24 protein-coding genes are annotated in these 25,990 nt (G+C 57.7%); 11 read left to right on the forward strand and 13 right to left on the reverse strand.

The window, feature by feature from the left end:
* Window positions 1-4: 4 nt before the first annotated feature.
* On the reverse strand, window positions 5-2,008 hold the full coding sequence (gene cyoB / locus QRN55_RS17920) for a cytochrome o ubiquinol oxidase subunit I (RefSeq protein ID WP_284777732.1): 2,004 nt from the start codon (window positions 2,006-2,008) through the stop codon (window positions 5-7).
* Between the two features lie 138 nt (window positions 2,009-2,146).
* Complete coding sequence (cyoA, locus tag QRN55_RS17925; RefSeq protein ID WP_284777733.1) at window positions 2,147-3,235, reverse strand: ubiquinol oxidase subunit II; 1,089 nt, start codon at window positions 3,233-3,235, stop codon at window positions 2,147-2,149.
* Window positions 3,236-3,548: 313 nt separating this feature from the next.
* Between cyoA and QRN55_RS17930 the strand changes: the two genes are divergently transcribed.
* Window positions 3,549-4,871, forward strand: a complete 1,323-nt coding sequence (locus QRN55_RS17930) for an MFS transporter (RefSeq protein ID WP_284777734.1) — start codon at window positions 3,549-3,551, stop codon at window positions 4,869-4,871.
* An 87-nt stretch (window positions 4,872-4,958) separates the two neighbouring features.
* Here QRN55_RS17930 and QRN55_RS17935 read toward each other — a convergent pair whose 3' ends face one another.
* Window positions 4,959-5,540 (reverse strand): TadE/TadG family type IV pilus assembly protein, encoded by a 582-nt coding sequence (locus tag QRN55_RS17935; protein WP_284777735.1) that lies wholly within the window; start codon window positions 5,538-5,540, stop codon window positions 4,959-4,961.
* A gap of 10 nt (window positions 5,541-5,550) precedes the next feature.
* A complete protein-coding gene (locus tag QRN55_RS17940) occupies window positions 5,551-6,168 on the reverse strand; it encodes a TadE/TadG family type IV pilus assembly protein (RefSeq protein WP_502871348.1) in 618 nt (205 codons plus the stop codon).
* A 250-nt stretch (window positions 6,169-6,418) separates the two neighbouring features.
* Between QRN55_RS17940 and QRN55_RS17945 the strand changes: the two genes are divergently transcribed.
* Both QRN55_RS17945 and QRN55_RS17950 read left to right on the forward strand, forming a co-directional pair.
* Window positions 6,419-7,180, forward strand: coding sequence for a FadR/GntR family transcriptional regulator (locus tag QRN55_RS17945; RefSeq protein ID WP_284777737.1), 762 nt, complete (start codon window positions 6,419-6,421; stop codon window positions 7,178-7,180).
* A gap of 89 nt (window positions 7,181-7,269) precedes the next feature.
* Window positions 7,270-8,136: an amidohydrolase family protein gene (locus QRN55_RS17950; protein ID WP_284777739.1), complete on the forward strand. Its 867-nt coding sequence runs from the start codon at window positions 7,270-7,272 to the stop codon at window positions 8,134-8,136.
* 159 nt (window positions 8,137-8,295) lie between these two features.
* On the opposite strand, the gene fabI is transcribed toward QRN55_RS17950, so the two are convergent.
* From fabI to fabA, 3 genes are all read right to left on the reverse strand, one after another.
* Entirely contained in the window at window positions 8,296-9,102 is an 807-nt protein-coding gene (gene fabI / locus QRN55_RS17955) for an enoyl-ACP reductase FabI (RefSeq protein ID WP_111840071.1), read from the reverse strand.
* 6 nt (window positions 9,103-9,108) lie between these two features.
* Window positions 9,109-10,332, reverse strand: a complete 1,224-nt coding sequence (gene fabB, locus QRN55_RS17960) for a beta-ketoacyl-ACP synthase I (RefSeq protein ID WP_284777740.1) — start codon at window positions 10,330-10,332, stop codon at window positions 9,109-9,111.
* Window positions 10,333-10,409: 77 nt separating this feature from the next.
* Window positions 10,410-10,925: a 3-hydroxyacyl-[acyl-carrier-protein] dehydratase FabA gene (gene fabA / locus QRN55_RS17965; RefSeq protein ID WP_111840073.1), complete on the reverse strand. Its 516-nt coding sequence runs from the start codon at window positions 10,923-10,925 to the stop codon at window positions 10,410-10,412.
* Window positions 10,926-11,225: 300 nt separating this feature from the next.
* Here fabA and irrA point away from each other — a divergent pair, with 300 nt between their 5' ends.
* Window positions 11,226-11,645, forward strand: a complete 420-nt coding sequence (gene irrA, locus QRN55_RS17970) for an iron response transcriptional regulator IrrA (protein ID WP_111840074.1) — start codon at window positions 11,226-11,228, stop codon at window positions 11,643-11,645.
* A 57-nt stretch (window positions 11,646-11,702) separates the two neighbouring features.
* On the opposite strand, the gene QRN55_RS17975 is transcribed toward irrA, so the two are convergent.
* Window positions 11,703-12,689 carry a Fe(3+) ABC transporter substrate-binding protein gene (locus tag QRN55_RS17975; protein WP_502871350.1) on the reverse strand — a complete coding sequence of 329 codons (987 nt, stop codon included), beginning with the start codon at window positions 12,687-12,689 and terminating at the stop codon, window positions 11,703-11,705.
* 237 nt (window positions 12,690-12,926) lie between these two features.
* Here QRN55_RS17975 and rirA point away from each other — a divergent pair, with 237 nt between their 5' ends.
* From rirA to QRN55_RS18010, 7 genes are all read left to right on the forward strand, one after another.
* Window positions 12,927-13,412 (forward strand): iron-responsive transcriptional regulator RirA, encoded by a 486-nt coding sequence (gene rirA, locus QRN55_RS17980; RefSeq protein ID WP_111840076.1) that lies wholly within the window; start codon window positions 12,927-12,929, stop codon window positions 13,410-13,412.
* 141 nt (window positions 13,413-13,553) lie between these two features.
* Window positions 13,554-14,591, forward strand: a complete 1,038-nt coding sequence (locus QRN55_RS17985) for an AbrB family transcriptional regulator (RefSeq protein ID WP_284777742.1) — start codon at window positions 13,554-13,556, stop codon at window positions 14,589-14,591.
* Between the two features lie 148 nt (window positions 14,592-14,739).
* On the forward strand, window positions 14,740-15,651 hold the full coding sequence (gene osmF / locus QRN55_RS17990) for a glycine betaine ABC transporter substrate-binding protein OsmF (RefSeq protein ID WP_284777743.1): 912 nt from the start codon (window positions 14,740-14,742) through the stop codon (window positions 15,649-15,651).
* Window positions 15,652-15,660: 9 nt separating this feature from the next.
* Window positions 15,661-16,851, forward strand: coding sequence for an ABC transporter permease (locus QRN55_RS17995; protein ID WP_284777744.1), 1,191 nt, complete (start codon window positions 15,661-15,663; stop codon window positions 16,849-16,851).
* Complete coding sequence (locus tag QRN55_RS18000; protein WP_284777745.1) at window positions 16,848-17,786, forward strand: ABC transporter ATP-binding protein; 939 nt, start codon at window positions 16,848-16,850, stop codon at window positions 17,784-17,786. Before QRN55_RS17995 ends, QRN55_RS18000 begins: the two co-directional genes overlap by 4 nt.
* Window positions 17,783-18,523 (forward strand): ABC transporter permease, encoded by a 741-nt coding sequence (locus tag QRN55_RS18005; RefSeq protein WP_284777746.1) that lies wholly within the window; start codon window positions 17,783-17,785, stop codon window positions 18,521-18,523. Before QRN55_RS18000 ends, QRN55_RS18005 begins: the two co-directional genes overlap by 4 nt.
* Before the next feature lie 101 nt (window positions 18,524-18,624).
* Window positions 18,625-19,107, forward strand: coding sequence for a gluconokinase (locus tag QRN55_RS18010; protein ID WP_284777856.1), 483 nt, complete (start codon window positions 18,625-18,627; stop codon window positions 19,105-19,107).
* Between the two features lie 41 nt (window positions 19,108-19,148).
* Here QRN55_RS18010 and QRN55_RS18015 read toward each other — a convergent pair whose 3' ends face one another.
* The 5 genes from QRN55_RS18015 to QRN55_RS18035 form a co-directional block, all read right to left on the reverse strand.
* Window positions 19,149-20,450, reverse strand: coding sequence for an NAD(P)/FAD-dependent oxidoreductase (locus tag QRN55_RS18015; RefSeq protein WP_284777747.1), 1,302 nt, complete (start codon window positions 20,448-20,450; stop codon window positions 19,149-19,151).
* 1 nt (window position 20,451) lies between these two features.
* Window positions 20,452-21,813 (reverse strand): glutamine synthetase family protein, encoded by a 1,362-nt coding sequence (locus QRN55_RS18020; protein ID WP_045230096.1) that lies wholly within the window; start codon window positions 21,811-21,813, stop codon window positions 20,452-20,454.
* Window positions 21,814-21,988: 175 nt separating this feature from the next.
* Window positions 21,989-23,638, reverse strand: a complete 1,650-nt coding sequence (locus QRN55_RS18025; RefSeq protein WP_284777748.1) for an ABC transporter ATP-binding protein — start codon at window positions 23,636-23,638, stop codon at window positions 21,989-21,991.
* Entirely contained in the window at window positions 23,635-24,777 is a 1,143-nt protein-coding gene (locus QRN55_RS18030) for an ABC transporter permease (protein WP_284777749.1), read from the reverse strand. The genes QRN55_RS18025 and QRN55_RS18030 overlap by 4 nt, the downstream gene beginning before the upstream one ends.
* The gene (locus QRN55_RS18035; RefSeq protein ID WP_065699982.1) at window positions 24,777-25,865 is read right to left on the reverse strand and encodes a microcin C ABC transporter permease YejB; all 1,089 of its coding nucleotides are present in this window, start codon (window positions 25,863-25,865) and stop codon (window positions 24,777-24,779) included. Before QRN55_RS18035 ends, QRN55_RS18030 begins: the two co-directional genes overlap by 1 nt.
* Window positions 25,866-25,990: the final 125 nt, after the last annotated feature.

A 25,990-nucleotide genomic window follows, 5' to 3' on the forward strand; every position in this document is an offset into this window, starting at 1 on the left:
TCTGTTACGCCTGAGTTGCCAGCAGCTTCGTACGTTCTGCTTCGACTTCCGTCACATCCGAAACCGGGATGTAATAGTCGCGATTGTAGTTGAAGGTGTGGGCGATGGAGACCGCGATGATCGCAACCAAGGATACGATTGCCAGCCACCAGATGTGCCACACCAGTGCAAAGCCGAGGACGACGCTGATTGCGCTGATGATAACGCCCGTGCCGGTGTTCTTCGGCATGTGGATGGGAATGAAGCCATCGACGGGACGTTCGGCACCGTGCTTCTTCATGTGCGCCCAGGCATCGATTTCATGCACGACCGGCGTAAAAGCGAAGTTGTAGGCAGGCGGCGGCGAAGACGTGGACCACTCAAGCGTACGACCACCGTAGGGATCGCCAGTCACATCACGCAGCTCTTCGCGTCGCAGGAAGCTGACGACGAGCTGGATGAGGAAGGAGGCGATACCGAGTGCGATGAGGAACGCACCGAAGGCGGCAACGATGAACCAGATTTGAAGCGATGTATCCTCGAACTGGCTGAGACGCCGGGTCACACCCATCAGGCCGAGCACGTAGAGCGGCATGAAGGCGAAGTAGAAGCCGACGAACCAGAACCAGAAGGACAGCTTGCCCCAGAATGGATCGAGACGGTAACCAAAAGCCTTCGGATACCAGTAAGCGATACCGGCCAGAACACCGAAGACCACGCCACCAATGATCGTGTTGTGGAAGTGAGCGATCAGGAACAGAGAGTTGTGCAGCACGAAGTCAGCAGGAGGAACGGCGAGCAGAACGCCCGTCATGCCACCGATGACGAAGGTGATCATGAAACCCATGGCCCACAGCATCGGCACATCGAAGGTGATGCGGCCCTTATACATTGTGAAGAGCCAGTTGAAGATCTTCGCACCCGTCGGGATCGAGATGATCATCGTCGTGATGCCGAAGAAGGCATTGACGCTGGCACCCGAACCCATGGTGAAGAAGTGGTGCAGCCACACGACGTAAGCGAGAATGGTGATAACCACCGTCGCATAGACCATCGAGGCATAACCGAACAGGCGCTTGTTGGAGAAGGTCGACACGATCTCGGAGAAGATGCCGAAGGCTGGCAGCACGAGAATGTAAACTTCCGGGTGACCCCAGATCCAGATGAGGTTGACATACATCATCGGGTTGCCACCGAGATCGTTGGTGAAGAAGTTCGTACCAACATAACGGTCGAGCGTGAGCAGAGCGAGTGTGCCGGTCAGGATCGGGAAGGACGCCACGATCAGGATGTTCGAACACAGCGATGTCCAGACGAAGATAGGCAGGCGCATCAGCGTCATGCCCGGCGCGCGCATCTTGATGATGGTGACGATCAGGTTGATACCCGACAGCGTCGTTCCCACACCAGCGATCTGCAAGCCCCAGATATAATAGTCGACGCCCACACTCGGACTTCCCTGAATACCAGACAGCGGCGGATAGGCCAGCCAACCGGTCTGCGCATATTCACCGATGAACAGTGAGATCATGGTGATGACGGCACCAGCCGTGGTCATCCAGAAGGAGAAGTTGTTGAGGAATGGGAAAGAAACGTCACGCGCACCGATCTGCAGCGGAATGATATAGTTCATCAGACCGGTGATCATCGGCATCGCCATGAAGAAGATCATGATCACGCCGTGGGCGGTGAAAATCTGGTCGTAGTGATGCGGGTTGAGATAACCTTCGGAACCGCCAGAGGCGATGGCCTGCTGGAGGCGCATCATGATGGCGTCGGCAAAGCCGCGCAGCAGCATGACGAGGGCCAGAATGATGTACATGATACCGATCTTCTTGTGATCGATAGATGTAAACCATTCTTTCCAGAGATACCCCCAGAGCCGGAAGTAGGTGAGCGCGCCAAGAACGGCTGCGCCACCGAGCGCCACGACCGCGAAGGTCACGATCAGAATGGGCTCATGGAAAGGGATGGATTCCCACGTCAGTTTCCCGAAAAGGAACGACGTTTGATCGGTATTGACGACCATTTTAGCCTCTTGCGATTTTCGGGGCGCCGTTCGTCCACTTGGCAAACAGCAGCACCCACATCATTGAATCTACGTTCCCGACCAACCGGGACGCCCAGAGCTGCGCGAACCTCGCGCGGCCCCCATGCAATTCATCACTCAGCCCGCGCTTTTGCCTGCGGACGGCAGTGCTGCCTTCGTATCGGGCAGTGCTGCCGGTTCGAATGTCTGGCCTTCGATGACCGCTGGTACAGACTGTGGGCCGGACGCGACGCCGTAAGGCGAAAGCGGCGTGCAGACCACGGAGTTCAGCGCCTTGGCGATATCGATGCCTTCCTTGCCGCCGCCGCCATTGGCGTCGATATGCATCATGTCACGCATGCAAAGCTTGTTGGGCTCGACGCAGCGGTTGAGGATGGCATCGTAAAGCTCTGGATCGACATTGGCGAAATACTGCACGGGCTCGCGCTCGCTCGGCTTGGCGAATTCGAGATACTCCATGCGACCGAAGCCCTTGCCGCCATCCTTCGCCTTGGCAACCCACTGGTCGAAGCCCTGCTGGCTCATGCCATGGAACTTGAAGCGCATGTGCGAGAAGCCCGGGCCAGAGAAGTTGGCCGAGAAGCCGTCATAGACGCCTTCCTTGTTGATCACAGCGTGAAGCTTGGTCTGCATGCCGCCCATGGCGTAGATCTGACCGGCAAGCGCTGGCACAAAGAACGAGTTCATCGCCGTGGTGCCAGTGATCTTGAAGTTGATGGGTACATCGACGGGCGCTGCGAATTCATTGACGCTACCAATGCCGAGTTCCGGGTAGAAGAACAGCCACTTCCAGTCCATCGCCACGACTTCGACCGTGATCGGCTTCATGTCGGCGGTGACCTGACGGTCCTGATCGATGCGTTCGATCGGGCGGTAAGGATCAAGACGGTGCGTGGAAATCCACGTCACGGTGCCGAGCATCAAAATGATCGCGACCGGAGCCGACCAGATGACCATTTCGAGACGCGTGGAGTGGTGCCATTCCGGATCGTAATCCTCCGCCTTGGCGGATGCGCGGTACTTCCACGCAAAGAACAGCGTGAGAGCAAGGACCGGAACGATGATGAGGAGCATCAACACGGTGGAGGTGATGATCAGGTCGCGCTGCTGGACGGCGATATCACCCGAAGGATTCATCACAACGAGATCGCAGCCGCTTAACAGCAGCAGAAACGAAATGGCCAGGAGGGCAGATGGAATTTTCATGAGCGTGCGCACGTTCTGGTACTCGTACTGTTTTTGGTATTGTGGCGTATACTTATCAAACGTCATAAATGACATGAGGTAGTTTGTCGCGGTGCAACATAAGTTTTCGAACCGCCATCATTGCGGCGCTCGGAGCAGCACCGGAACGCAGAGAATGAGCCATTATCTCATAGGATAGCGTGCGAGCAACCCCTCATCTGTAATCTTCATTTGACGCCCTTGAACCCCTGTGTGACAATCCGTCGCATAACGTCGGCGATAGAGGAGCGTCGGTCGTTATGGTCATGGCATGCCCATACGCAGGAGGGAATTTATGAGCTACACCGATACGTCCTACACGGACCACAATGGGCGCAAAGGCCAACCGACAGCCCCAGTGGCTGTAGACCCGGATCGCATTACGATCGCGGTTATTCTCGCTAGAATGACGGAGTTCTTCGACTTTTTCGTCTATGCCATCGCATCTGCGCTGGTCTTCCCTCACGTGTTCTTCTCCTTCGTCGATCCGTTGACCGCAACGCTTTATTCCTTCGCCGTCTTCTCGCTCGCGTTCATTGCAAGGCCCATCGGCTCCCTGCTTTTCCTTCAGGTCGACCGCAAATTCGGACGGGCCGTCAAACTGACACTCGCGCTCTTCACGCTCTGTGGCTCCACCATGGCCATCAGCTTCCTGCCCTCCTATGCGGATGCAGGCATGCTCGCGCCTCTTCTTTTGGCTGTGTTCCGTATCGGCCAGGGCATCGGCCTGGGTGGCGCCTGGGATGGCTTGGTGTCGCTGCTTGCCATGAATGCGCCTGAGAAGCAGCGCGGCTGGTACGCGATGATGCCGCAATTGGGTGCCGCCATGGGCTTTGGCTTGGCAAGCGCCTTTTTCATCATCTTCACCACGCAGCTGTCCAACCCGGAGTTCCTCGCCTGGGGCTGGCGCTTCCCGTTCTTCGTCGCACTCGCGCTCAACGTTCTGGCACTGTTTGCCCGGCTGCGCATGATCGTCACGCCGGAGTTCCAGACCATGCTGCAACAGCATGAGTTGGAACCGAAGCCGATGTTCGAGATGCTGCGCAACCAGTCACGCGTGGTCTTGACCGGTGCCTTCGTGCCGCTGGCAAGTTTTGCTCTCTTCCACCTCGTGACGGTGTTTCCGCTCAGCTGGGTGTCGCTCAACACGAACCAGAGGGTATCAGACTTCCTGTTCGTGCAGTTCGTCAGCGCCATCATCGCTGGCGGCATGATTGTCGTTTCCGGCGTGCTCTCGGATAAAATCGGCCGTCGCAAGCTGATCGGTATCGCGGCCTGTCTCATCGCGGTCTTCAGCTTCATCGCGCCGGTTCTGCTGTCATCTGGCGATATTGGTCGTTATCTCTTCGTTCTCATCGGCTTTGCTCTGCTTGGTCTTTCTTTCGGACAGTCGGGTGGAGCCCTCGCCTCCAGGTTCAGCCGAGAGTACCGCTATACCGGCGCGTCACTGACGTCTGATATTTCGTGGCTGATCGGCGCGGGATTTGCACCGCTCGTAGCGCTCGGCTTCTCGTCCAAGTTCGGCCTGTTTGCGGTGGGCATCTATCTTCTGTCCGGCGCGCTTTGCACCATCGTCGCGCTCTACTTCAGCCGAACACTGGATATGCCGGCGGACTAAGTGGCAGAACTATATGAATGAAAAAGCCGCGACTGCTGAAAAGTAGCCGCGGCTTTTTTATCATCTAGGAGCGTGCTTCACATCCGCTCAGCAGTCTGAGCAGGTAATCGGGTCTGCTTCACGCTTGGCGAAGTAGTAATCCCGCCCGATGGTAATCGGTGTCAGTTTCGACGACAGTGTCGACATCACCATGAGCAATGTGTGTGGCACGGTCAGTTCCGCGTGGATGAGAAACGCATTGGCCTGTCTCAGGTTGGCGGGAATGTTGACGATGGAATTGACAGGATAGGGCTTTTGGTCGCTCTCATCCCATGACCAACTGACTTTCGCCACCTTGTTGGCATCGACCTGTATGCCGGTGATCTTCAACTTCATTCCCGTCGTTTTATAGGGCACGAATATGGCACCGGCTACATCTCTCATCGTGCCGAGATAGGCCTTGTTGACCGTCTGGGGCTGGGACACCAGATCAGCGATGGCACCGGCAGCGCGGGTGGCGCGCTTGTAGATGCTAAAGCCGATCGTCAGCTCGAACGCCGTGATGTAGAGGGCGACGAGAAGAGGGAAGATAATCGCAAACTCCACTGCGCCAACACCCCCGCGGTCACGTTTGAGGCGCGTCAGTGTCTCTGTCAATTTGCGAAGAATGGAAGATATCCCGCTTTTCATATCCGCGCCCTCACTGATAGGCCTCATTGAGGTACGCGTCCGTCGCGACGATCAAGAAGTGCGAGGGCATGGAGCCATCTTTAGGGCGAATTCTGGTGAGGAATGGGCGGACCAGATCCGTGGTCACCTGCCAGCGGTAGTAGACCCTCAGCATATTGATCGTCTTGGGCCCACCTGGAGAAAAACCGAACGCCGATTCGTCCAGATCGTAAAACTGACCATTCAGCATCAACGGCACCGTCTTTGGAATATCGGCGAAGGTCGAGAACTTTCTAAGATCGATGTAGAGTTTTTTCGGCATCCTGATCTCATCCGTCGAGCAGGTAATGAGGATAGACACTTCCGCGCAAAATTGCTTCCTGAACTCGTCCCTTGTGATCGTGCTGGCAATCTGCCCGGTGCGCAATCTGCGCGCCATCGTGTCGGTGGCATTGGACACAAGCTGCTCGCCCATCATCGCCAGAAAGGTTTCGATCGTGGCAAAAACGATGAGAAAATAGGGAATGGCAAGAATAGCGAACTCGATCGCCGCTGCGCCATCGCGCGAGCGTGCAAATTTCCGAGCCAATTTTGCTTTGGAAAACAGTGATCGCATAGAGCTTTTTCTATCTTCATGACGGGAAAGCATGTCTGCCGCAAAGCTTTTATGCGATAGAACTGTAGCGCGGCTTCGTTTAAATTGTCTTTCCTGAAAACTTTGCATTTCCAGTATCAGTGTGATTTCGCGTTCAGAGCCAGCAGCCGGAGATCATATCAATGGATGCTGGAAATAATATAAATATTGCCAATTCCCCGCATTTACGGGATATTTGCAGAAATCTTAATCAATAATGGAGACGACGCGCCTCAGCGATGTCTCGAATTGCCCGGAGTTCATTTTGGCCAGCGTCCATGAAACCGCCGAAAGCGGCGTGAAAGAACCATCCTCTATCGGTCGTTCCGGTGGCTCGCTCGTCAGCCAGACGGCAGATGCGCTGCGACACGCCATCTTGTCTGGGGAATACAAGCCGGGAGACAAGCTGCCCAGCGAGGCGGGTCTGACGGAACTCTACAAAGTCAGCCGAACCGTCGTGCGTGAAGCTGTCGCCGCCTTGCGTGCAGACAAACTGGTGGAAGCCCGGCATGGCGCAGGCATATTCGTCTTGACCCTGCCGACACAGCAACCCCAGCCTTTTCAGGATGTGGACCACGACCGCATTTCATCGATCATCGAACTGCTGGAACTGCGCGCAGCCGTCGAAACCGAAGCCGCCGAGCTTGCTGCCGTTCGCCGCTCGCCCGCCCAAGAAGAAGCGATCATGCGCTGTCTGTCGGCCGTGCAGACTTGTATCGAAAACAGCGAGCCGACGTCGGAGGCGGATTTCAAGCTGCATCTCGCTATTGCAGACGCCACCAACAATCCGCGCTTCCGTGAGTTCCTGGAGGTGATGGGCCAGAACGTCATTCCGCGCGCAGCCCTGCGCTCCTCGCAGTCCGAGAAGACAGCCGCGTCGTACCTTCAGCAGCTTCAAAAAGAGCATGAGGTCATCGTCAACGCCATCTCGGATGGAGACGCGGCCGCCGCCCGGGAAGCCATGCGCCAGCATCTGAAGGGCAGCCAGCAGCGCTATCGTGCAATGCTGCGGCAGACGGACCGCTAATCAAGTACGGAAGGTGAGCGCGGTGGCGTCCATGGAGGGCACGCGACCGTCGCGCCAAATCGAGGGGCTTTTCGGCCCGGAGGAGAATCATGACCATCACCAGAACATTCGAAGGTCGGTCGCCACGCGTGGCCGTGCCGAGAGGCACGATCGACACGCAGATGCACATGTATTTACCGGGTTTTCCCCAGCAGGCGGGCGGTCCACCTGTTCCCGAGGGAACGCCCGGGCCGGATGAGTACCGCCGTCTGATGAACTGGCTCGGCATCGATCGTGTCGTCATTACGCAGGGCAATGCGCATCAACGCGATAACGGCAATCTCATCGCCTGTCTGCGGGCCATGGGAACTATGGCGCGCGGCGTTGCCGTCATTACGCGTGATACACCGCTCGACGAACTGCAGGAGCTTTGCGATGTGGGTGTCGTTGGAGCACGGATCATGGATCTGCCGGGTGGCGCAGCCGATCTCAGCCATCTGGAAGAGGTCGATAGTCTTGCGCAGGAACTCGGCTGGTGCATCGCAGTTCAGCTCGACGGCTCCAACATTCTCGACCACGAGGCACGTCTCGGCGCCATCAAAAGCCGCTGGATACTGGACCATCACGGCAAGTTCTTCGCAGGCGTGACACCTGACAGCCCACAAATCGCAGCGCTGAAGCGATTGATCGACAATGGCAATTGCTGGTTCAAATTTGCTGGCTGCTACGAGTCCAGCCGTTCCGGTGGGCCTGACTTCGAAGACATCGCAGCCGTTGCCCGTGACATAGCCACCTATGCGCCGGATCGCATCATCTGGGGCACCAACTGGCCGCACAACAATGCCAAGACGACGGAAGAATATCCTGACGATGCCGATCTGATGGATACCGTATTGTCGTGGTTGCCTTCGGACGAGGCCCGCCGAAAGGCGCTAGTGACCAACCCGGAAGAGTTGTTTGGTTTCGGCACGGTCTAATGCGAAAATGCAAATGACCCGTTTACACTCCCCGTCAACTCGGCCTCGAGCCGGAATCCAGCAGCACCGCATCTGCGGTGCGAAAGAATCTTTCTGTGATCAAGGACTTGATCACACTGGATCCCGCATCACGTGCGGGATGACGGAGTATGACGGGCCTTACTCGCTGTCAGCGTTGTAAAGCACTTCGAGCGTAGGGATCGAGGTGATGTTGAAACCACCGTCGACATAGTGACACTCGCCGGTGACGCCGCGTGACAGGTTTGACAGAAGGTACAGCGCTGAGCCGCCGATATCCTCGATATCAGGCGTACGGCGCATCGGTGCGTTCTTCTGGTTCCACGAGAATATGGCGCGTGCATCAGAGATGCCAGCGCCCGCCAAAGTGCGAACCGGACCTGCGGAGATGGCGTTGACGCGGATGCCCTTGGGGCCATAGTCGGCGGCCAGATAACGTACTGAGGCTTCGAGAGCCGCCTTGGCGACGCCCATGACATTATAGTTTGGGATCACACGCTGAGAGCCATTATAGGTCAGCGTCAGCATCGAGCCGCCATCCGTCATCAGTTCGGCGGCACGCTTGGCGATTTCGGTGAACGAGAAGCAGGAGATGACCATCGTGCGGCTGAAGTTTTCGCGCGTGGTGTTGGCATAAAGCCCCTTCAGCTCGTTCTTATCGGAAAAGCCGATGGCGTGGACCACGAAATCCAGGGAACCCCAGCGTTCACGTACGGTCTCAAACAGGGCATCCACCGAGGCGATGTCTTCCACGTCGCAGGGCACGATGAAGTCAGAGCCGACTTCCGCCGCAAGCGGCTTCACACGCTTGCCCAGCGCTTCGCCCTGATAGGTGAAGGCCAGTTCCGCGCCCTGAGCCGCCAACGCTTTGGAGATGCCCCAAGCGATAGAGTGATTGTTTGCGACACCCATGATGAGGCCGCGTTTTCCCTGCATGATGCCGTTCATGGGCAATTATCCGTTGTAGCGCTGGAAGACGAGCGTGGCGTTGGTGCCGCCGAAGCCGAAGGAGTTCGACAGAACCGTATCGATCTTGGCATTGTCGATGCGTTCGCGGACAATCGGCACGCCGTCGAATTCTGGATCGAGCGTTTCTATATGGGCGCTTTTGCCGATGAAACGTTCCTGCATCATCAACAGACCGTAGATGGATTCCTGCACGCCTGCGGCACCCAGCGAGTGGCCGGTGAGCGACTTGGTCGACTGCACGTGCGGGATTTTGTCGCCGAACACTTCGCGGATCGCGCCGACTTCCTTGCTGTCGCCAACGGGTGTAGAGGTGCCGTGGGTGTTGATGTAATCGACATCGCCCTTCACCGTTGCCAGCGCCTGACGCATGCAGCGGATGGCGCCTTCGCCCGATGGCGCGACCATGTCGTAACCATCCGATGTGGCACCGTAACCAACGATTTCTGCGTAAATCTTGGCGCCGCGTGCCTTGGCATGTTCCAGTTCTTCCAGAACCAGAACGCCGGCACCGCCAGCGATGACGAAACCGTCGCGGTTGACGTCATAGGCGCGCGAGGCGACCGATGGCGTATCGTTATATTTGGACGACATAGCACCCATGGCGTCGAACAGGTTCGACATGGACCAGTCGAGGTCTTCATGACCACCAGCAAACATCACGTCCTGCTTGCCCCACTGGATCATTTCAGCGGCATTGCCGATGCAGTGCGCCGATGTCGAGCAGGCCGAGGAGATGGAATAGTTGACGCCGTGGATCTTGAACCAGGTGGCAAGCGTCGCGGATGCCGTCGACGACATCGCCTTTGGCACGGCAAACGGGCCGATGCGCTTGGGGCTGTTGTTCTTCAGCGTGATGTCGGACGCTTCAACGATGGTACGGGTGGACGGACCGCCAGAGCCCATGATGATGCCGGTGCGCTCATTGCCACTGATGAAGCTTTCTTCCAGACCGGAGTCCGCAATCGCCTGCTTCATGGCCACATGGTTCCACGCACCGCCCTGGGACAGGAAGCGCATGGCGCGACGGTCAACCAGATCGGTCGGGTCGAGAGACGGCTTGCCCCAAACCTGGCATTTAAAGCCATGCTCGGCAAAATCCGGCGAGAACGAAATTCCCGACTTTGCATCTCTCAAGGACGCCGTAACCTCTGCGGCATCGCTGCCGATGGATGAAACAATACCGAGGCCGGTGACTACAACTCTTCTCATAAAGTTGACCTTTTCTGTGTTTGCCGACTGACGTGTCTGTTTTGGGTGGAGAAACCACACCTCACAAACGTCAGGGATCAGGCGGTCTTTTCTTTCGACAGGCCGACACGCAGGTCAGACGCTTGATAAATGGTTTCGCCATCGGCCTTCAGCCAGCCATCGGCGGTGCCGAGCACAAGCCGACCGCGCATAACGCGCTTGAAATCGATGCCGTATTGCAGGAGCTTGGTTTCAGGGCGGACCATGCCCTTGAACTTCACTTCGCCAGTGGACAGCGCCATGCCGCGGCCTTCTTCACCCAGCCAGCCTAGGAAAAAGCCGGTCAGCTGCCACATGCCATCGAGACCGAGGCAGCCTGGCATGATGGGGTTGCCCTGAAAGTGGCATGGGAAATACCAGTCATCCGGCGACACGTCATATTCCGCGCGGATGAAGCCCTTGTCGTGAGCGCCGCCGGTTTCGGAAATTTCAGTGATGCGGTGAACCATAAGCATAGGAGGCAGAGGAAGCTGTGCATTGCCCGGGCCGAACAACTCGCCACGTCCGCATGCGAGAATTTCCTCATAGTTATAGCTGGATTGCCTCGTTGCCATATCGCTTCCGTTTCCCCGTTGACTGTTCGTTGCACGACTTCTGTAGATCAAGTTAGGTTTAAAATGAAGCGCCACAAGGGCAACTTGCATTTGGAAACCTTCACGTCTTCCATCGAAGCCTTGCCTCAATATGGCGCCCGCATACAGGAAGCGTAAGACAGGAACCAGAGGAAAATTGCAAAAAGCACCGGTTTGCAGCCAATTGCCGCGCCCGCCACACCGGAAACTATTGAAAGGACTGCGCGTAAAAGTTATATGCTACTTCGATTGGGTTTTATTTACCGCTTGGGGCAGCATTGTATGGCATTTGACGCCACATTGGACATTGGTACACGGTTGCGCCGTTTCGGCCTGCGCCCGACGCGCCAACGCGTCGCGCTGGGCGACCTTCTGTTTGCCAAGGGTGACCGCCACCTGACCGTCGAGGAACTGCACGATGAGGCGGTGACTGCTGGTGTCCCCATTTCGCTTGCGACGGTTTACAACACGCTGCACCAGTTCACCGAGGCAGGTCTCATTCGCGTTCTGGCGGTTGAAGGTGCCAAGACCTATTTCGACACCAATGTTTCGGATCACCATCACTTCTTTGTCGAAGGTGAAAACGAAGTGCTCGATATTCCGGTCAACAATCTGCAAATCGGCAATCTGCCGGAGCCACCTGAAGGCATGGAAATTGCCCATGTGGACGTGGTCATCCGCCTGCGCCGCAAGCGCCGCTGATAACTTCACGTCGAGTGCCGCTTTGAAAACGGCACTCCCCGCTAGCTTTACTGCTCTCTAGTTCGACGGACCATCATTAAAGCCGACCTCGTCCACCAATTCGGATGCTTCCTTACGGTGAGCGGCGATCTCCGTCAGCGATAGTGTGTCGGGCTTGATCGGTCCGAAATTCTTCACGACATCTGAGGGCTGGGCGCCAGGCAGGACAGGATACTCAAACACCTGCTTGGCATAGATTTCCTGCGCTTCACCGGATGCGAGGAATTCCATCAGCTTAAGGGCATTGTCCTTGTTGGGCGCATATTTGGTCATTGCCACACCGGAAATATTGACGTGTGTGCCACGGTCCTGCGCATTCGGGAAAATAACGCGGACAGCATTACCCCAGACCTTTTCCTCCGGCTCCTGCTCGTTGGTCAGCATGAGGCCGACATAATAGGTGTTGCCGAGCGCGATATCGCATTCACCGGAATAGATCGATTTTGCCTGGCTGCGATCCGTCCCATCAGGCTTGCGGGCGAGATTGTTCTTGAGCGCGGTCAACCATGTGCGAGTGTAATCCACACCATGATGAGCGATCATCGAGGCAAACAGCGCGATGTTATAAGAGTGCTGGCCATCGCGAATGCAGATTCTACCTTTCCACTTCGGGTCGGCAAGCTCTTCGTAGGTGATGTCTTTCTGCGTAACGCGCTCCTTGGAGGCATAGACCACACGCCCGCGGGTCGTCAGTCCGAACCACTCGCCTTCTGGATCACGCAAATTGGCAGGAATGTCCTTTTCGATGACCGGGTCGTTCAACACCGGCTGCGTGACCTTGCCTTCCTTGGCCTCGACCAGACGAGCGATATCGACGGTCAGCAGAATATCGGCGGGCGAATTGACGCCTTCGGCCTGAATGCGCTCGACCAGTCCCTTGTCCAGAAACAGGACGTTAGCCTCGATGCCGGTTTCCTTGGTGAAGGCATCCAGCAGCGGCTGGATCAATTCCGGTTGGCGATAGGAGTAGACATTGACCTCCCCACCCGCAAAAGCTGTGGACATTCCGCAACTGACAACCGCTGCCGTCGCCGCAATCGCACAAATGATGGATTTCGTCCTTGCCATAGGGAATGCCTCCGATAAGTTGGATTCTTGAGTTGTTTGTTCATGAATCGAATGGGCGGTCAACGGGGCAATTTTGAGTTTGAAAATTCCGTTAGAGAATTTTTAATTTCTGGAATTGTTCTAAACTGTAAAAGCGACTATATAACTCCACATTACAGGAGTTAGGAGACCAGCATGCGTTTGACCAAACAGACCAATTACGCCGTCCGCATGTTGATGTACTGCGCTGCCAACGATGGCCACCTCAGCCGGATTCCAGAGATCGCCAAGGCTTACGGCGTTTCTGAACTCTTCCTGTTCAAGATTCTTCAGCCGCTGAACAAGGCTGGCCTGGTCGAAACCGTTCGCGGTCGCAATGGCGGCGTCAGGCTCGGTCGCGCGGCGGACAAGATCAGCCTGTTCGACGTGGTCAAGGTCACCGAGGACAGCTTTGCCATGGCCGAGTGCTTCGAAGATGGTGCAGTCGAGTGTCCACTGGTCGATAGCTGCGGTCTCAACTCCGCACTTCGCAAGGCGCTGAACGCATTCTTCGATGTCCTGACGCAATATTCCATTGACGATCTCGTCAAGGCACGCCCACAGATCAGCTTCCTGCTGGGTCTGGAAGACACGATGGCCAAGCGCCGTCCCGCCGCAGTGGTGGCAGCGCCCGCAGCCTGAACGAGACAACAGCGATATTTTTCGACCCGCGGACCTCGTTCGCGGGTTTTCTTTTTTCCACGGCTTGAAGGTTGACGGTGGTAGCCCAAAGGGCGCAACTGGAAACCGAAATCCGCCTCTTCGATTCCCTTAGTATTTGCAATGATCATCAAGCCAGACCTCCAGAGTTTCATCCTCACTGCCATCATCGGCAGCATCGGCGCTCTGGTTGCGTTCGCCCTCAACTTTCCGGCTCCGTTTTTGTGCGGTCCTGCGCTTGCGGTTACGCTTGCGGGACTTGCGGGTTTGCGGCTCTCGGTGCCCAATCTGCTGCGCAACGCTACATTCGTCATCGTCGGCATTTCCATGGGCACGAGCGTAACGCCGGAGGTAATCGATGCCGCGAAAGCATGGCCGCTCAGCTTCTTGGCTGTTCTCGTCACCGTTGTCATTCTTCTTTATGTCGCTTACTGGGTTTTGCGAGGTTTTGGTTATGATCGCACCACCGCCATGCTGGGCGCATCACCCGGCCACCTCAGCTACATCATCAGCCTGACGGCGGAGACCAAGAGCGATCTGGCAACCGTCAGCGTCATCCAGAGCGTGCGGGTGCTGGCCCTGACGCTCGCCGTGCCGTTGATCGTCGAATATCTCGATCTCATCAGCATCGAACCACCTGTGATGGCGGCACCGATGCATCCGGTCGTTCTTGGCCTGACCATTCTGGCATCCCTGGCGGTTGGTTGGCTGTTCATGCGCTGGCGCTTTCCGGCAGCGTTGTTGCTAGGCGGTGTCGCCGTATCGATCGGCATCCATATTACCGGCCTGACCAGCGGTGGCGTGCCGAACTGGCTCAGCCAACCCACCTATATCGTTTTGGGCAGCCTTATCGGCACACGCTTTTCTCGTGCGTCACTGCGCGACATGCGCAAGGCCTTCGTCGCAGGCGGCGTCGTAACGGTTGTCGTCATGCTGCTCGCTTCTGTGATTGCAGTGTTCGTGTCGAGACTGACCGGCGTGCCGCTCAACGCTGTCATGATCGCTTTTTCACCGGGTGGACTGGAAACCATGGCCGCCATGGCTGTGATGATGCATGCTGACACAGCTTATGTCGGCTCCCACCACGTGCTGCGCCTGCTTTTCCTCTCCGTGCTGATGCCGCTGGTGATGGGAAAAGACGCCCGTCGGAAGCCCGAGTGAAGTTATTTTAGTCGCTGCGCATAAATTAAAATTCGCATGCAACCATTTGGCTCTCGGTTTCGTTACCGCCTACTGAATTGGGGAAACATCGATTTCATCGACATAGCGCGTTCCCCTCGGCCCGCACCTGTTTCGATGGAGATTGTTGATGAAGCGTTTGATGAAGCTGACCGGCGCTGGACTGGCGCTCGCCCTCTATGCATCTATTGCACAGGCCCAGGTCGTCGTATCGTCCAAGATCGACACGGAAGGTAGCGTTCTCGGCAACATCATTCTGACTGTTCTCAACAAAAACAATATTGAAACGACAGACCGCATCCAGCTTGGTGCAACGCCAGTCGTTCGCAAGGCGATCACAGCGGGTGAGGTTGATATCTATCCAGAATACACCGGCAATGCCGCCTTCTTCTTCGAAAAGGCCGACGATCCGCTCTGGAAGGACTCGGCGAAAGCCTATGAAGAGGCCAAGACGTTGGATTACGACGCCAACAAGATTGTCTGGCTGGCACCTTCGCCTGCCAACAACACCTGGGGCATCGCCATCCGCAAGGACATTGCCGAGAAGAACAACCTGAAGACGCTCAGCGATCTCGGAAAATACGTTTCCGGTGGCGGCCAGATGGTGCTTGCCGCATCGTCGGAATTCGTCAATTCCGCAGCAGCGCTGCCAGCCTTCCAGAAAACCTATGGCTTCACCCTGAAGTCCGACCAGCTCATCACCCTCTCCGGCGGCGACACCGCAGCAACCATTGCTGCAGCCGCCAACCAGACCAACAATGCCAATGCGGCGATGGTCTATGGCACGGATGGCGGCATTGCCCCGTCCGGTCTCGTGGTGCTGGAAGACGACAAAAATGTGCAGCCGGTCTACCAGCCTGCTCCGATCATTCGCGAAGCCGTTTTGAAAGAACATCCCAATATCGAGCAGCTGCTGAAGCCAGTGTTCGAAAAACTCGATCTCAAGACCCTTCAGGAACTGAACGGTCGCGTACAGGTGGGTGGTGAACAGGCGAAAAACGTGGCGCTGGACTTTCTCACGAAGAACGGCCTCATACAATAAGAGGCGACTTTGCAGCGCGCCCTCCCTGCCCCTGAACGTCCGACGTTTAAGCCCGACAAGGTGGGGGCGCTGATCGCTGCATTGCTGATCTATGCTCTAGTCGCTTTGCCTTTCGCAACATTTCGCGCCAACCGCATCATCCAGGGCGAGACGCGCGGCATTCTGGATGCGCTGCCGCCCCTTGCCGGATATGGCCTCATCGCGATCGTCATAGCCGCAGCGGCGATGGCGTTTTTTCGTAGTGAAACGAAACTCAGGCTCGTTTCGGCACTGATTGGCCTTGCCACCCTCGCATTCGTAATTGGCCTTGCCGCCTCCCATCTTACCCCCGCTGAAAACACGTACGCCCGCGTTTCCCCGGCCAGCGGCTTCTGGTTGTTGATGGCGGGTTTGATCGTTATGGCGACGGACGCGATTGCACGGCTCGATCCCAAACCCGCCATTCGCGTGCTGCTACTTGTCATCGCGCTCGCCCTTGTCGGCACCATGCTCGCCTCCGGGCAATGGAACGATCTTTCCCTATTGAAGGAATATCAAAGCCGCGCCGATATTTTCTGGACGGAAGCCTTCCGGCACGTCCAGCTCGCCATCGGCTCACTTGTCGCCGCCGTTCTAGTTGGAATTCCGCTCGGCCTTCTCTGCTACAAAGTGCGGAAGCTCCGCGCCAGTGTGCTGAACAGCCTCAACATCGTCCAGACCATTCCCTCTATCGCGCTGTTCGGCCTGCTGATCGCGCCACTGGGATGGATCGCCGCCAACATCCCTGGCGCATCTGACCTCGGCATTCGCGGCATCGGCATGGCGCCAGCCTTTGTCGCGTTATTTCTCTATTCGCTGCTGCCGGTCGTTTCCAACACGGTTGTTGGGCTGGATGGCGTGTCGAATTCCGTGCGGGAGGCGGCACGCGGGCTTGGCATGACGAGCGCGCAGCGGCTGATCAAAGTGGATTTCCCGCTGGCGCTGCCGATCATTCTCACCGGAATTCGTATCGTTCTCGTCCAGAATATCGGCCTTGCCACCATCGCAGCCCTCATCGGCGGCGGCGGGTTTGGTGTCTTCGTGTTTCAGGGCATCGGCCAGACGGCGATGGATCTGGTTCTGCTTGGTACCATCCCGACCGTCATCTTGGGTTTTACTGCTGCCATCCTCTTGGATGCCGTCATCGAGAGCAATCTGTTCAACAAAGGAAGCAGGACATGATCGAGGTCGAACACCTGACCAAAGACTATGACGGCTCCAAGGTGGTGGACGACGTATCGCTAACGATCGATGCCCGCACCATCACCGTTATCGTCGGTACATCGGGCTCCGGCAAGACGACGCTTCTGCGCATGATCAACCGTCTGGTCGAGCCGACATCCGGCATCATCCGCATCGACGGGCAGAATATTCTCGATATGCCCGGCTATCAGCTTCGCCGCAGCATCGGCTATGCCATTCAGGGCCATGGACTTTTTCCCCACCGCACCGTGACGCAGAACATTGCAACCGTCCCCGAACTGGTCGGCTGGGACCGATCCCGGATCGATGCCAAAGTGACCGAACTTCTGGAGCTCTTTCAGCTCGACCCGGCCCTGTACGCGAACCGCTTTCCCAACGAACTCTCTGGCGGCCAGCAGCAGCGCGTCGGTGTTGCGCGTGCGCTGGCGGCCGAGCCGAATATCCTCCTGATGGACGAGCCCTTCGGCGCGCTGGACCCGATTATCCGCGCCAAAGCGCAGGACGATTTGCTGGCTATCCAGCAAAAGCTTGGCGTCACCATCGTCCTCGTGACCCATGATATGGACGAGGCCTTTCATCTGGCAGACCGTATCGCCGTCATGGATAAGGGCAAAATCGTCCAATACGGCAAACCCGCCGAACTGGTGCGAAAACCGGCGACGGATTTCGTGCGCACCATGATCGGTGAGCGGGAAAGACCGCTGCGGCTGTTATCCGTCGCAACCGTCGGCGAGATCGTGGAGCCGGGAGAGGCCGAAGGTGAGCCTTTGCCTGCAGCGACCAGCCAGCGCGATGCGCTATCGGCCATGCTGTGGACCGGACGTGACATGCTTCCCGTAACCGGACCGGATGGACAGGCGGCAGGGCGTATTCGCCGCGAGGTCTTGGTGCACAATGCTGCGGGGTCTGTATGACAAAGCGGCTCGGTCATTTTTTGCTGGCCGCACTCAGCTTCTTGCTCATCACCTTCCTCGTGAAGCCAGAGCTTTTCGAGCCGGTGTTCAAGCCTCTCGTCCAGACCAATGCCCCGGCCATCTACATACAGGCCAATCTTCTGTCGCTGACGCTGTCTCATCTGGCCACGGTCGCGATTGCGACGGGTGCGGCCATCATCATCGCCGGGACGTTGGCCGTTCTCGTCACCCGGCCTTTCGGGCGGGAATTCCTGCCGCTGTCGCGCAGCATCGTCAATATCGGCCAGACCTTTCCGCCCGTCGCGGTGCTGGCGCTTGCCGTGCCGATCATGGGTTTTGGCGAGAAGCCGACGCTGATGGCGCTATTTCTCTACGCCCTGCTGCCGATCTTCGAAAATACCATCACCGGCCTCACCACCCTTCCGCCTGCTATTGTCGAAGCGGCGCGTGGGTCTGGCATGACTGGTTTCCAGCGCCTGTGGCGTATCGAGCTGCCGCTCGCCCTCCCCGCCATCCTCGCGGGTATAAGGCTCTCTGCCGTCATCAGCCTTTCCACCGCCACTATCGGCTCGACGGTTGCGGCACGCACGCTGGGCGAAGTCATCATTGCCGGGCTGCAATCCAACAATCTCGCTTTCATTCTTCAGGGCGGTCTCATCGTCGCAGCCCTTGCCGTGCTGATCCATAGCGGGCTATCCATGCTGGAGGCAAAGGCGGCCCGGCGTGCGGGCTACTGATTTGTGAAGAGAAAAGATGTCCACCCGATAGCGTCATGCTGTAGACGGATGAAGATCGAATTTGAAATGCAGAGGTCATCGTGAAACAGGCAATCATCGTCATGGGCGTCAGCGGTTGCGGCAAGTCTACCGTGGGCGAAGAACTGGCCGAACGGCTGGGCATTACCTTCATGGAGGGTGACAAGCTTCACCCCACCTCCAATGTCGAGAAAATGGCTGCCGGGACTCCGCTCACCGATGAAGATCGCTGGCCTTGGCTCGACCTTGTGGGTGCTGAACTGCGCAAAGGATTTGAAGCAGGTGGCATCGTCGTTTCTTGCTCTGCCCTCAAGAAGACCTATCGCGACCGCCTGCGTGAAGCATGCGGCGGCCCCTTGGCCTTCGTCTATCTCAAGGGCAGCGAAGCGCTTCTGACGAAGCGCATGGGCGCCCGCACTGGCCACTTCATGCCGCTGTCGCTGCTAAAGACACAGTTGGCCACGCTGGAAGTGCCAACCGGCGAACCCGGCGTCGTCACCGTTAGCATCGACGCCACGCCGGACGAGATCACAGACAACGCCTTGAAGGGCCTATACGTGTTATAGGTTTTCACGCAAAACCGCTTCACACTTTTGCTGGAATTGCTCTAAACACCCAGCCTGTCGCGAAGGCCGTACCACCATGCGCCGAGCATGGTCAGCGGCACACGGAATGTCTTGCCGCCGGGGAACGGATAGTTCGGCAGCGATGACCAGACATCGAAGCGTTCCGCATGGCCCGCAACCGCTTCGCCCAAAATCTTGCCCAGCAGCTGCGTTGTCGTCACGCCATGGCCGCTGTCGCCGTGCGAGAAATAGACGTTGGGCGACAGACGCCCGATATGCGGAATACGCGTCAGCGTCAGCGCAAAGTTGCCGCTCCAGGCAAAATCGATCTTGGTGTTCTGCAATTGCGGAAAGGTTTTCAGCATGTTGGGACGGATGACACTGGTCAGGTCTGCGGGATTGCTGCCGCCATAACCGATGCCGCCGCCATAGAGCAGGCGATTGTCCGAAGTGCGGCGATAATAATCGAGAATGTAATTGGCATCCTCCACGCAGTAATTGGCAGGCAAGAGGTCTTCGATCAGAGCCGCATCCAGCGGCTCCGTCGCCATCACCTGGCTCGACACCGGCATCATCCGCTCACCGATTTCCGGCAGGAGACCGCCGAGATAGGCGTTGCCGCACACCAGCACATATTTGGCCGCAACCTTGCCCTGCGCCGTCCGCACCACAGGATTTGCGCCCTGCTCGACCGCGATGACGCGCGAGTTTTCGAAAATGCGCCCGCCGAGGCTCTCAATCGCCGCCGCTTCGCCCAGAACGTAGTTCAGCGGATGAATATGCCCGCCGAAACGGTCGATCATGCCGCCCGCATAGCGATCCGACTTTACATATTTGCCGACCTCGGCCTTGGAGACCATTTCAAGCCCGGTATGGCCGTGCTTTTCCCAATTGGCCTTATTGGCAGCCATTTCGGTGATCTGCTTGGGCGTGAACGCTGCAAAGAAGCCGCCATCAACAAGATCGCAATCGATCCCGTATTTCGCCACACGCTCTCGGATGATCTTCCCGCCTTCGAGCGACATCGCACCCAGTTGCGAGGCTTTCTGCGCGCCGTAGCGCCGGGCAATCGTATGAAGATCGCGGCTGTAGCCGTTGACGATCTGGCCGCCGTTGCGCCCAGACGCGCCGAAGCCGACCCGCTCGCCCTCCAGCACGATGACGGAGAAGCCTTTTTGCGCCAGCTCCAGTGCTGCCGACAGGCCGGTGAACCCTGCGCCGATGATGCAGACATCCGCATCCTGATCGCCCTGAAGCGCAGTGCGAACGGTCTTGGTGTTGGCGGATGCCGCGTACCACGAGGTGGTATGGCCGGGATTTGGAGTGTCAGTCACGTTCGCCATCTCACACCGTCCTGATATAGGCGTCATATTCGACGTCGGTTACGCGTAGGGAAAATTCGGAGAGTTCCTGCTGTTTGCAGGCTGAGTATAGCGTACGATATTTTTGGCCAAAGGTGGCGTAGGCAAAGCTGGAGCGAGTGAAGCGCTGAAGCGCATAGTCCCAGTTCGTCGGCAGCGGCTCATGGTTGATCGCATGGCTGTCGCCCGAGATTGCCCCACCCGGCTGGCGCTTTTCCTTCATGCCGGCGAGCGCCGCACTGAGGATCATAGCGAGCACCAGATAGGGGTTGGTGTCGGCACCGGCGACGCGGTGTTCGATGCGGGTCGCGGGCTTGCTCGCCACGATAACGCGGACCGCGGCAGATCGGTTATCGATACCCCAGGAAGCATAGGTCGGCGCATGTTCGCTGGGGCGCAGGCGGCGGTAGGAATTGGCGTGGGGCGCAAACACCGCCATGCTCTCTCCCATATTTTCCAGCAGGCCACCGACAGAATGCATCAGCGCTTCTGACGGGCCGTTTTCGCCCGCGTAGATATTGTTACCGTCTCTATCCAGCATGGAAAAATGCACATGCATGCCATTGCCCGCCTGCATGCCGTAAGGCTTGGCCATGAAGGTGGCATCGAGATCGTGCTTGCGGGCCACGCCCTTGACGATGCGCTTCAGAAAGACGGCATCATCCGCCGCCCGCAGGGCATCCGGCACATGGTTGAGGTTGATTTCATACTGGCCCGGACCGTTTTCACGCAACGTCGTATCGGCCCCGACATTTTGCGCACGGCACGCGGTCGAAATATCGTGGAAGACGCCTTCAAAATCCTGCAATTCGGAGATGGAGAGAACCTGCGTCTGGCCTGTGTGCCAGCGTCCCTCGCGGCTGCGCGGCGGACGCACAGGGTCGAGCGCGGAGCGAACAGGATCGATCAGATAGAATTCGAGCTCTGTGGCCACGACCGGCGTCAGCCCGCGCCGGGTAAATCCTGCCAGAACCTGCGCCAGCACGTTACGCGGATCGCCGTAAAAACCGTTGCCATCAGGGTCTTTCATGGCCAGCAGCACCTGCGCCGTGGGACGCCCCAGCCACGTCACCCGTGACAGCGTTTCTGGAACGGCAAAGCATAGACCATCGGGGTCGCCAGTACCCTCGGCAAGGCCGGCTGCGTTGACGTCACGGCCCCAGATATCCAGCGCGTAGACGGAGCGCGGCACGGCCATGCCTTTTTCCAGCACATCGATGGCCCGTTCACGCGGTATCCATTTGCCGCGCGGAACGCCGTTTACATCGATGACAAAGGCTTCAAGAATTTCAATATCGGGGTTTTCTTCGAAAAATCTTTTTGCGTAATCAATATCGACCATCATTCACCAGCAGGTTGTTTCATCTTCGGTTCGCGGCAGAGTCGCTAACGGAAAGCATCCACAAGCTGATAAAGTATATATCGCGCCGTCATGATGACATCACGCCTCATTGTTTTCCACGTTCTCGTTGCATCGTACGTGGGCTGGCCCAAGAAGGCCAGCGTGTTCTTGAAAACGGCTATTCGCTGATCGCTGCCGTCTTGACGGCCTCGATGTTGAAAGCCGCCGCCATCAGCGCGCGCGTATAGTCTTCCTTCGGCGCTTCGAAGATCGACTTTGCCGGGCCACTTTCCACCACCTTGCCGTGACGCATGACGATCATGTCGTTGGCGAGCGCTTTGACGACCTTGAGGTCGTGGCTGATGAAGAGATAGGCGAGATCGTGCCGCGCCTGTAAATCCCGCAACAGATCAACCACCTGCGCCTGCACACTCATATCGAGCGCAGAGGTGGGCTCATCCAGCATCACGAAGCGCGGTTTCAGCACCATGGCGCGGGCAATGGCGATGCGCTGCCGTTGACCACCGGAGAATTCGTGCGGGAAGCGCCAGCGGGTGGCGGTATCAAGGCCCACCTCATCCAGTGCCTGCGCCACACGCCGGTCGCGCTCATCGGCAGACAGGGACTTTTCGTGTACCCGCAGACCTTCGGCGATGATCTCACCCACCGACATGCGTGGGCTCAGCGAACCATAGGGGTCCTGAAACACCACCTGAAGCCGGTTTCTCAGCGGCTTCATCATCGCATAGGAATAGCTATCGATGGACTGGCCGATGAAGCTGATGCGGCCCTTGGAGGATATCAGCCGCGACAGCGCCAGACCCAGCGTCGTCTTGCCCGAGCCGGATTCGCCAACGACGCCCACCGTCTGACCGGCGCGCAGGGTGATGTCGATACCATCCACCGCCTTGACGTGATCCACCACCTTGCGCATCAGCCCGGCCTTGATTGGGAACCAGACCTTGATATCGTCGCCCTGCATGACGACCGGCTTGCTGCTGTCGGACAGCGGCGGTTCGCCCTTGGGCTCGGCAGCCAGAAGATGGCGGGTGTAGGCATGCTGCGGATGGGTGAAGACCTGCTCGACCGTGCCGGTCTCCACGATCTTGCCCTTTGTCATCACGCACACACGGTCGGCAAATTTGCGCACGATGCCGAGATCATGGGTGATGAACAGCATGGACATGTCGTGCTGCTTCTTCAAATTCCCCAGCAGTTCCAGGATTTGCGCCTGCACTGTCACGTCAAGCGCCGTCGTCGGTTCGTCGGCAATCAGCAGCTTCGGACGGTTGGCGAGTGCCATAGCGATCATCACACGCTGGCGCTGGCCGCCGGAGAGTTCGTGCGGATAGGCCTTCAGCCGCTTTTCCGGCTCGCGAATACCAACCTGCAACAGCAGCTCCAGCGTCCGCTTTCGCGCCTCGATGCCGGTGATGGCCTGATGAAGCTCGAGAATTTCACCAATCTGCCGCTCGATGCTGTGCAGCGGGTTGAGCGAGGTCATCGGCTCCTGAAAGATCATGGTGATATCGTTGCCACGGACAGCGCGAAGCTCGCGGATCGAAGCATTCAGCAAATCCTTGCCTTCGAACAGGATCTGCCCGGAAGGATGGCTGGCGGCAGGGTATGGCAAAAGCTTCAGAATGGAATTCGCAGTCACCGATTTGCCCGAGCCCGACTCACCCACCAGCGCCACGATCTCGCCGGGCATGATATCGAACGACACATGATCGACGGCAATGCTCTCCTTGCCGCCCTGATGAAAGGCAACGGAAAGGTCACGGACGGAAAGAAGCGGAGCGGTCATCGTATCCTTTGCGGCACTCATCGGAATGTCTTTCTCGGATCGAAGGCATCTCGCACCGCTTCACCCACGAAAATCAGCAGTGACAGCATGATCGACATGGTGAAGAAGGCCGTCAGCCCCAGCCAGGGGGCCTGAAGGTTGTTCTTGCCCTGCGCGATCAGTTCGCCTAGCGAGGGAGAGCCGGGCGGCATGCCGAAGCCGAGAAAGTCGAGCGAGGTGAGCGTCGTGATCGAGCCCGAGAGAATGAAGGGCAGGAAGGTCAGCGTCGCGACCATCGCATTGGGCAGCAGGTGGCGGAACATGATGGTGCCGTTTCCGACGCCAAGCGCACGGGCGGCGTTTACATATTCGAAGTTGCGGGCGCGCAGAAACTCGGCACGCACGATGCCGACGAAACCCACCCAGGAAAACAGCAGCATGATGCCGAGCAACACGAAGAAGCCGGGCGGCAGAATGGCGGCGATGATGAGCAAGATGTAGAGCACCGGCATGGACGACCAAATCTCGATGAAACGCTGCATCAAAAGGTCCGTCCAGCCGCCGAAATAGCCCTGCACCGCACCGGCGCTGACACCGACGATGGCCGAGGCGATGGTGAGCGCAAGACCGAACAGAACGGAAATGCGGAAGCCGTAGATGACACGGGCCGCGACGTCGCGTGCCTGATTGTCCGTACCAAGCCAGTTGAGATTGCCGATTGTGCAGCCGGGATCAGCCGCGCCTTGCGGGTAACCGGAACAACGCTCCTGCGCATCCATCAGCCAGAAAGGTGCAGTGGGTGCCGAGTGCGGAATGTTGGAATTGACCGTCTGATAGGAGTAACGGATCGGCGGCCAGATCATCCAGCCATTGGCGTTGATTTCATCCTGAATGAAGGAGGATTTGTAATCCGTCTGGGCCAGGAAGCCGCCGAATTTCTCTTCAGGGTAATCCACCATGACAGGCACCAGAATCTCCCCCTTGTACGACGCGATGATCGGTTTGTCATTGGCCAGAAACTCCGCAAACAGGCTCAACCCGAATATCACAAGGAACAGCCAGAAGGACCAGTAGCCCCGCCGGTTCGCCTTGAAATTCTGCCAGCGCCGCACGCTTGTCGGCGAGAAGAACGGACGCTTTTGAGGTGGTGCATCGGTGACGAGAGGTGTTGTCACGGTCATCACACGTCCCTCCGCTCGAAGTCGATGCGCGGATCGATCCAGGTGTAGATCATGTCGGAGATGAGGCTGACGACGAGGCCCATCAACGAGAAGATGAACAGCGTTCCGAACACGATGGGATAATCGCGGTTGACGACCGAGAGATAACCCAGCCGCCCGAGACCATCCAGCGAGAAGATGTTTTCGATCAACAGCGACCCGGTGAAGAAAGCCGAGATGAAGGCGCCCGGAAAACCGGCAATGACGATGAGCATGGCGTTGCGGAAAACGTGGCCGTAGAGCACCTTGCGTTCCGACAGACCCTTGGCGCGGGCCGTGACCACGTATTGCTTCTTGATTTCATCGATGAAGGAATTCTTGGTCAGCAGCGTCGTCGTGGCAAAGGCCGAGAGAACGAGCGCGGTGAGCGGCAGCGCCAGGTGCCAGAAATAGTCAATGATCTTCTGCCACCATGTCAGTTCGGCAAAGTTATCCGAGGTCAGCCCGCGCAGAGGGAACCAGTCGAAGAAGGAACCACCGGCAAAGACGACGATCAGCAGAATGCCGAACAGGAAGCTCGGCACCGCATAACCGACGATGACGATGCCGGATGTCCAGACATCGAATTTCGATCCATCCGAGACAGCCTTCTTGATGCCGAGCGGGATCGAGATGGCGTAGGAGATGATCAATATCCAGAAGCCGAGCGAAATAGAGACCGGCAGCTTATCAATAATGAGATCGATGACGGAGGAATTGCGGAAGAAGCTGTCGCCGAAATCGAAGCGGATGTAATTCCACATCATCTCCAGAAAGCGGGTGAGCGGCGGCTTGTCGAAACCGAACTGCTTTTCCAGCTTGGCGATCAGGTCCGGGTCCAGCCCCTGCGCGCCGCGATATTTCGAGCCGCTTTCATCCATCCCTCCACCCATGAGATCACCGCCACCCGACAGACGGTCGGACGCGCTGTCGCCAGAGCCGGACAGCTGGGCGACGACCTGCTCCACCGGACCACCGGGTGCAAACTGAATGACGAGAAAGGAAATGCCCATGATGCCGATGATGGTCGGTATCATCAGGGCCAGACGCCGCAGAATATAGGCTCCCATCAGGCGCGTCCCAGCATGGCAAGAGGCTCGGTTGTCATCGGCTTCGTCAAACCGTTTCCTTTCGGGCCTGCGGTAAGGACCGCAGGCGTCGTGATTCGTAATCGCTCATGTGAATCAAGGCTTGG

Origin of the sequence: Agrobacterium sp. lyk4-40-TYG-31, assembly GCF_030209855.1 — a bacterium.
Taxonomy (GTDB): Bacteria; Pseudomonadota; Alphaproteobacteria; order Rhizobiales; family Rhizobiaceae; genus Agrobacterium; species Agrobacterium vaccinii.

What these genes read in the sequence shown, in the direction of transcription:
- cyoB (WP_284777732.1), bottom strand. Translation starts at nt 2,008, where the DNA reads ATGGTCGTCAATACCGATCAAACGTCGTTCCTTTTCGGGAAACTGACG.
- cyoA (WP_284777733.1), bottom strand. Translation starts at nt 3,235, where the DNA reads ATGAAAATTCCATCTGCCCTCCTGGCCATTTCGTTTCTGCTGCTGTTA.
- QRN55_RS17930 (WP_284777734.1), top strand. Translation starts at nt 3,549, where the DNA reads ATGAGCTACACCGATACGTCCTACACGGACCACAATGGGCGCAAAGGC.
- QRN55_RS17935 (WP_284777735.1), bottom strand. Translation starts at nt 5,540, where the DNA reads ATGAAAAGCGGGATATCTTCCATTCTTCGCAAATTGACAGAGACACTG.
- QRN55_RS17940 (WP_502871348.1), bottom strand. Translation starts at nt 6,168, where the DNA reads ATGCTTTCCCGTCATGAAGATAGAAAAAGCTCTATGCGATCACTGTTT.
- QRN55_RS17950 (WP_284777739.1), top strand. Translation starts at nt 7,270, where the DNA reads ATGACCATCACCAGAACATTCGAAGGTCGGTCGCCACGCGTGGCCGTG.
- fabI (WP_111840071.1), bottom strand. Translation starts at nt 9,102, where the DNA reads ATGAACGGCATCATGCAGGGAAAACGCGGCCTCATCATGGGTGTCGCA.
- fabB (WP_284777740.1), bottom strand. Translation starts at nt 10,332, where the DNA reads ATGAGAAGAGTTGTAGTCACCGGCCTCGGTATTGTTTCATCCATCGGC.
- fabA (WP_111840073.1), bottom strand. Translation starts at nt 10,925, where the DNA reads ATGGCAACGAGGCAATCCAGCTATAACTATGAGGAAATTCTCGCATGC.
- irrA (WP_111840074.1), top strand. Translation starts at nt 11,226, where the DNA reads ATGGCATTTGACGCCACATTGGACATTGGTACACGGTTGCGCCGTTTC.
- QRN55_RS17975 (WP_502871350.1), bottom strand. Translation starts at nt 12,689, where the DNA reads ATGTCCACAGCTTTTGCGGGTGGGGAGGTCAATGTCTACTCCTATCGC.
- rirA (WP_111840076.1), top strand. Translation starts at nt 12,927, where the DNA reads ATGCGTTTGACCAAACAGACCAATTACGCCGTCCGCATGTTGATGTAC.
- QRN55_RS17985 (WP_284777742.1), top strand. Translation starts at nt 13,554, where the DNA reads ATGATCATCAAGCCAGACCTCCAGAGTTTCATCCTCACTGCCATCATC.
- osmF (WP_284777743.1), top strand. Translation starts at nt 14,740, where the DNA reads ATGAAGCGTTTGATGAAGCTGACCGGCGCTGGACTGGCGCTCGCCCTC.
- QRN55_RS18000 (WP_284777745.1), top strand. Translation starts at nt 16,848, where the DNA reads ATGATCGAGGTCGAACACCTGACCAAAGACTATGACGGCTCCAAGGTG.
- QRN55_RS18005 (WP_284777746.1), top strand. Translation starts at nt 17,783, where the DNA reads ATGACAAAGCGGCTCGGTCATTTTTTGCTGGCCGCACTCAGCTTCTTG.
- QRN55_RS18010 (WP_284777856.1), top strand. Translation starts at nt 18,625, where the DNA reads ATGGGCGTCAGCGGTTGCGGCAAGTCTACCGTGGGCGAAGAACTGGCC.
- QRN55_RS18015 (WP_284777747.1), bottom strand. Translation starts at nt 20,450, where the DNA reads ATGGCGAACGTGACTGACACTCCAAATCCCGGCCATACCACCTCGTGG.
- QRN55_RS18020 (WP_045230096.1), bottom strand. Translation starts at nt 21,813, where the DNA reads ATGATGGTCGATATTGATTACGCAAAAAGATTTTTCGAAGAAAACCCC.
- QRN55_RS18025 (WP_284777748.1), bottom strand. Translation starts at nt 23,638, where the DNA reads ATGAGTGCCGCAAAGGATACGATGACCGCTCCGCTTCTTTCCGTCCGT.
- QRN55_RS18030 (WP_284777749.1), bottom strand. Translation starts at nt 24,777, where the DNA reads ATGACCGTGACAACACCTCTCGTCACCGATGCACCACCTCAAAAGCGT.
- QRN55_RS18035 (WP_065699982.1), bottom strand. Translation starts at nt 25,865, where the DNA reads ATGGGAGCCTATATTCTGCGGCGTCTGGCCCTGATGATACCGACCATC.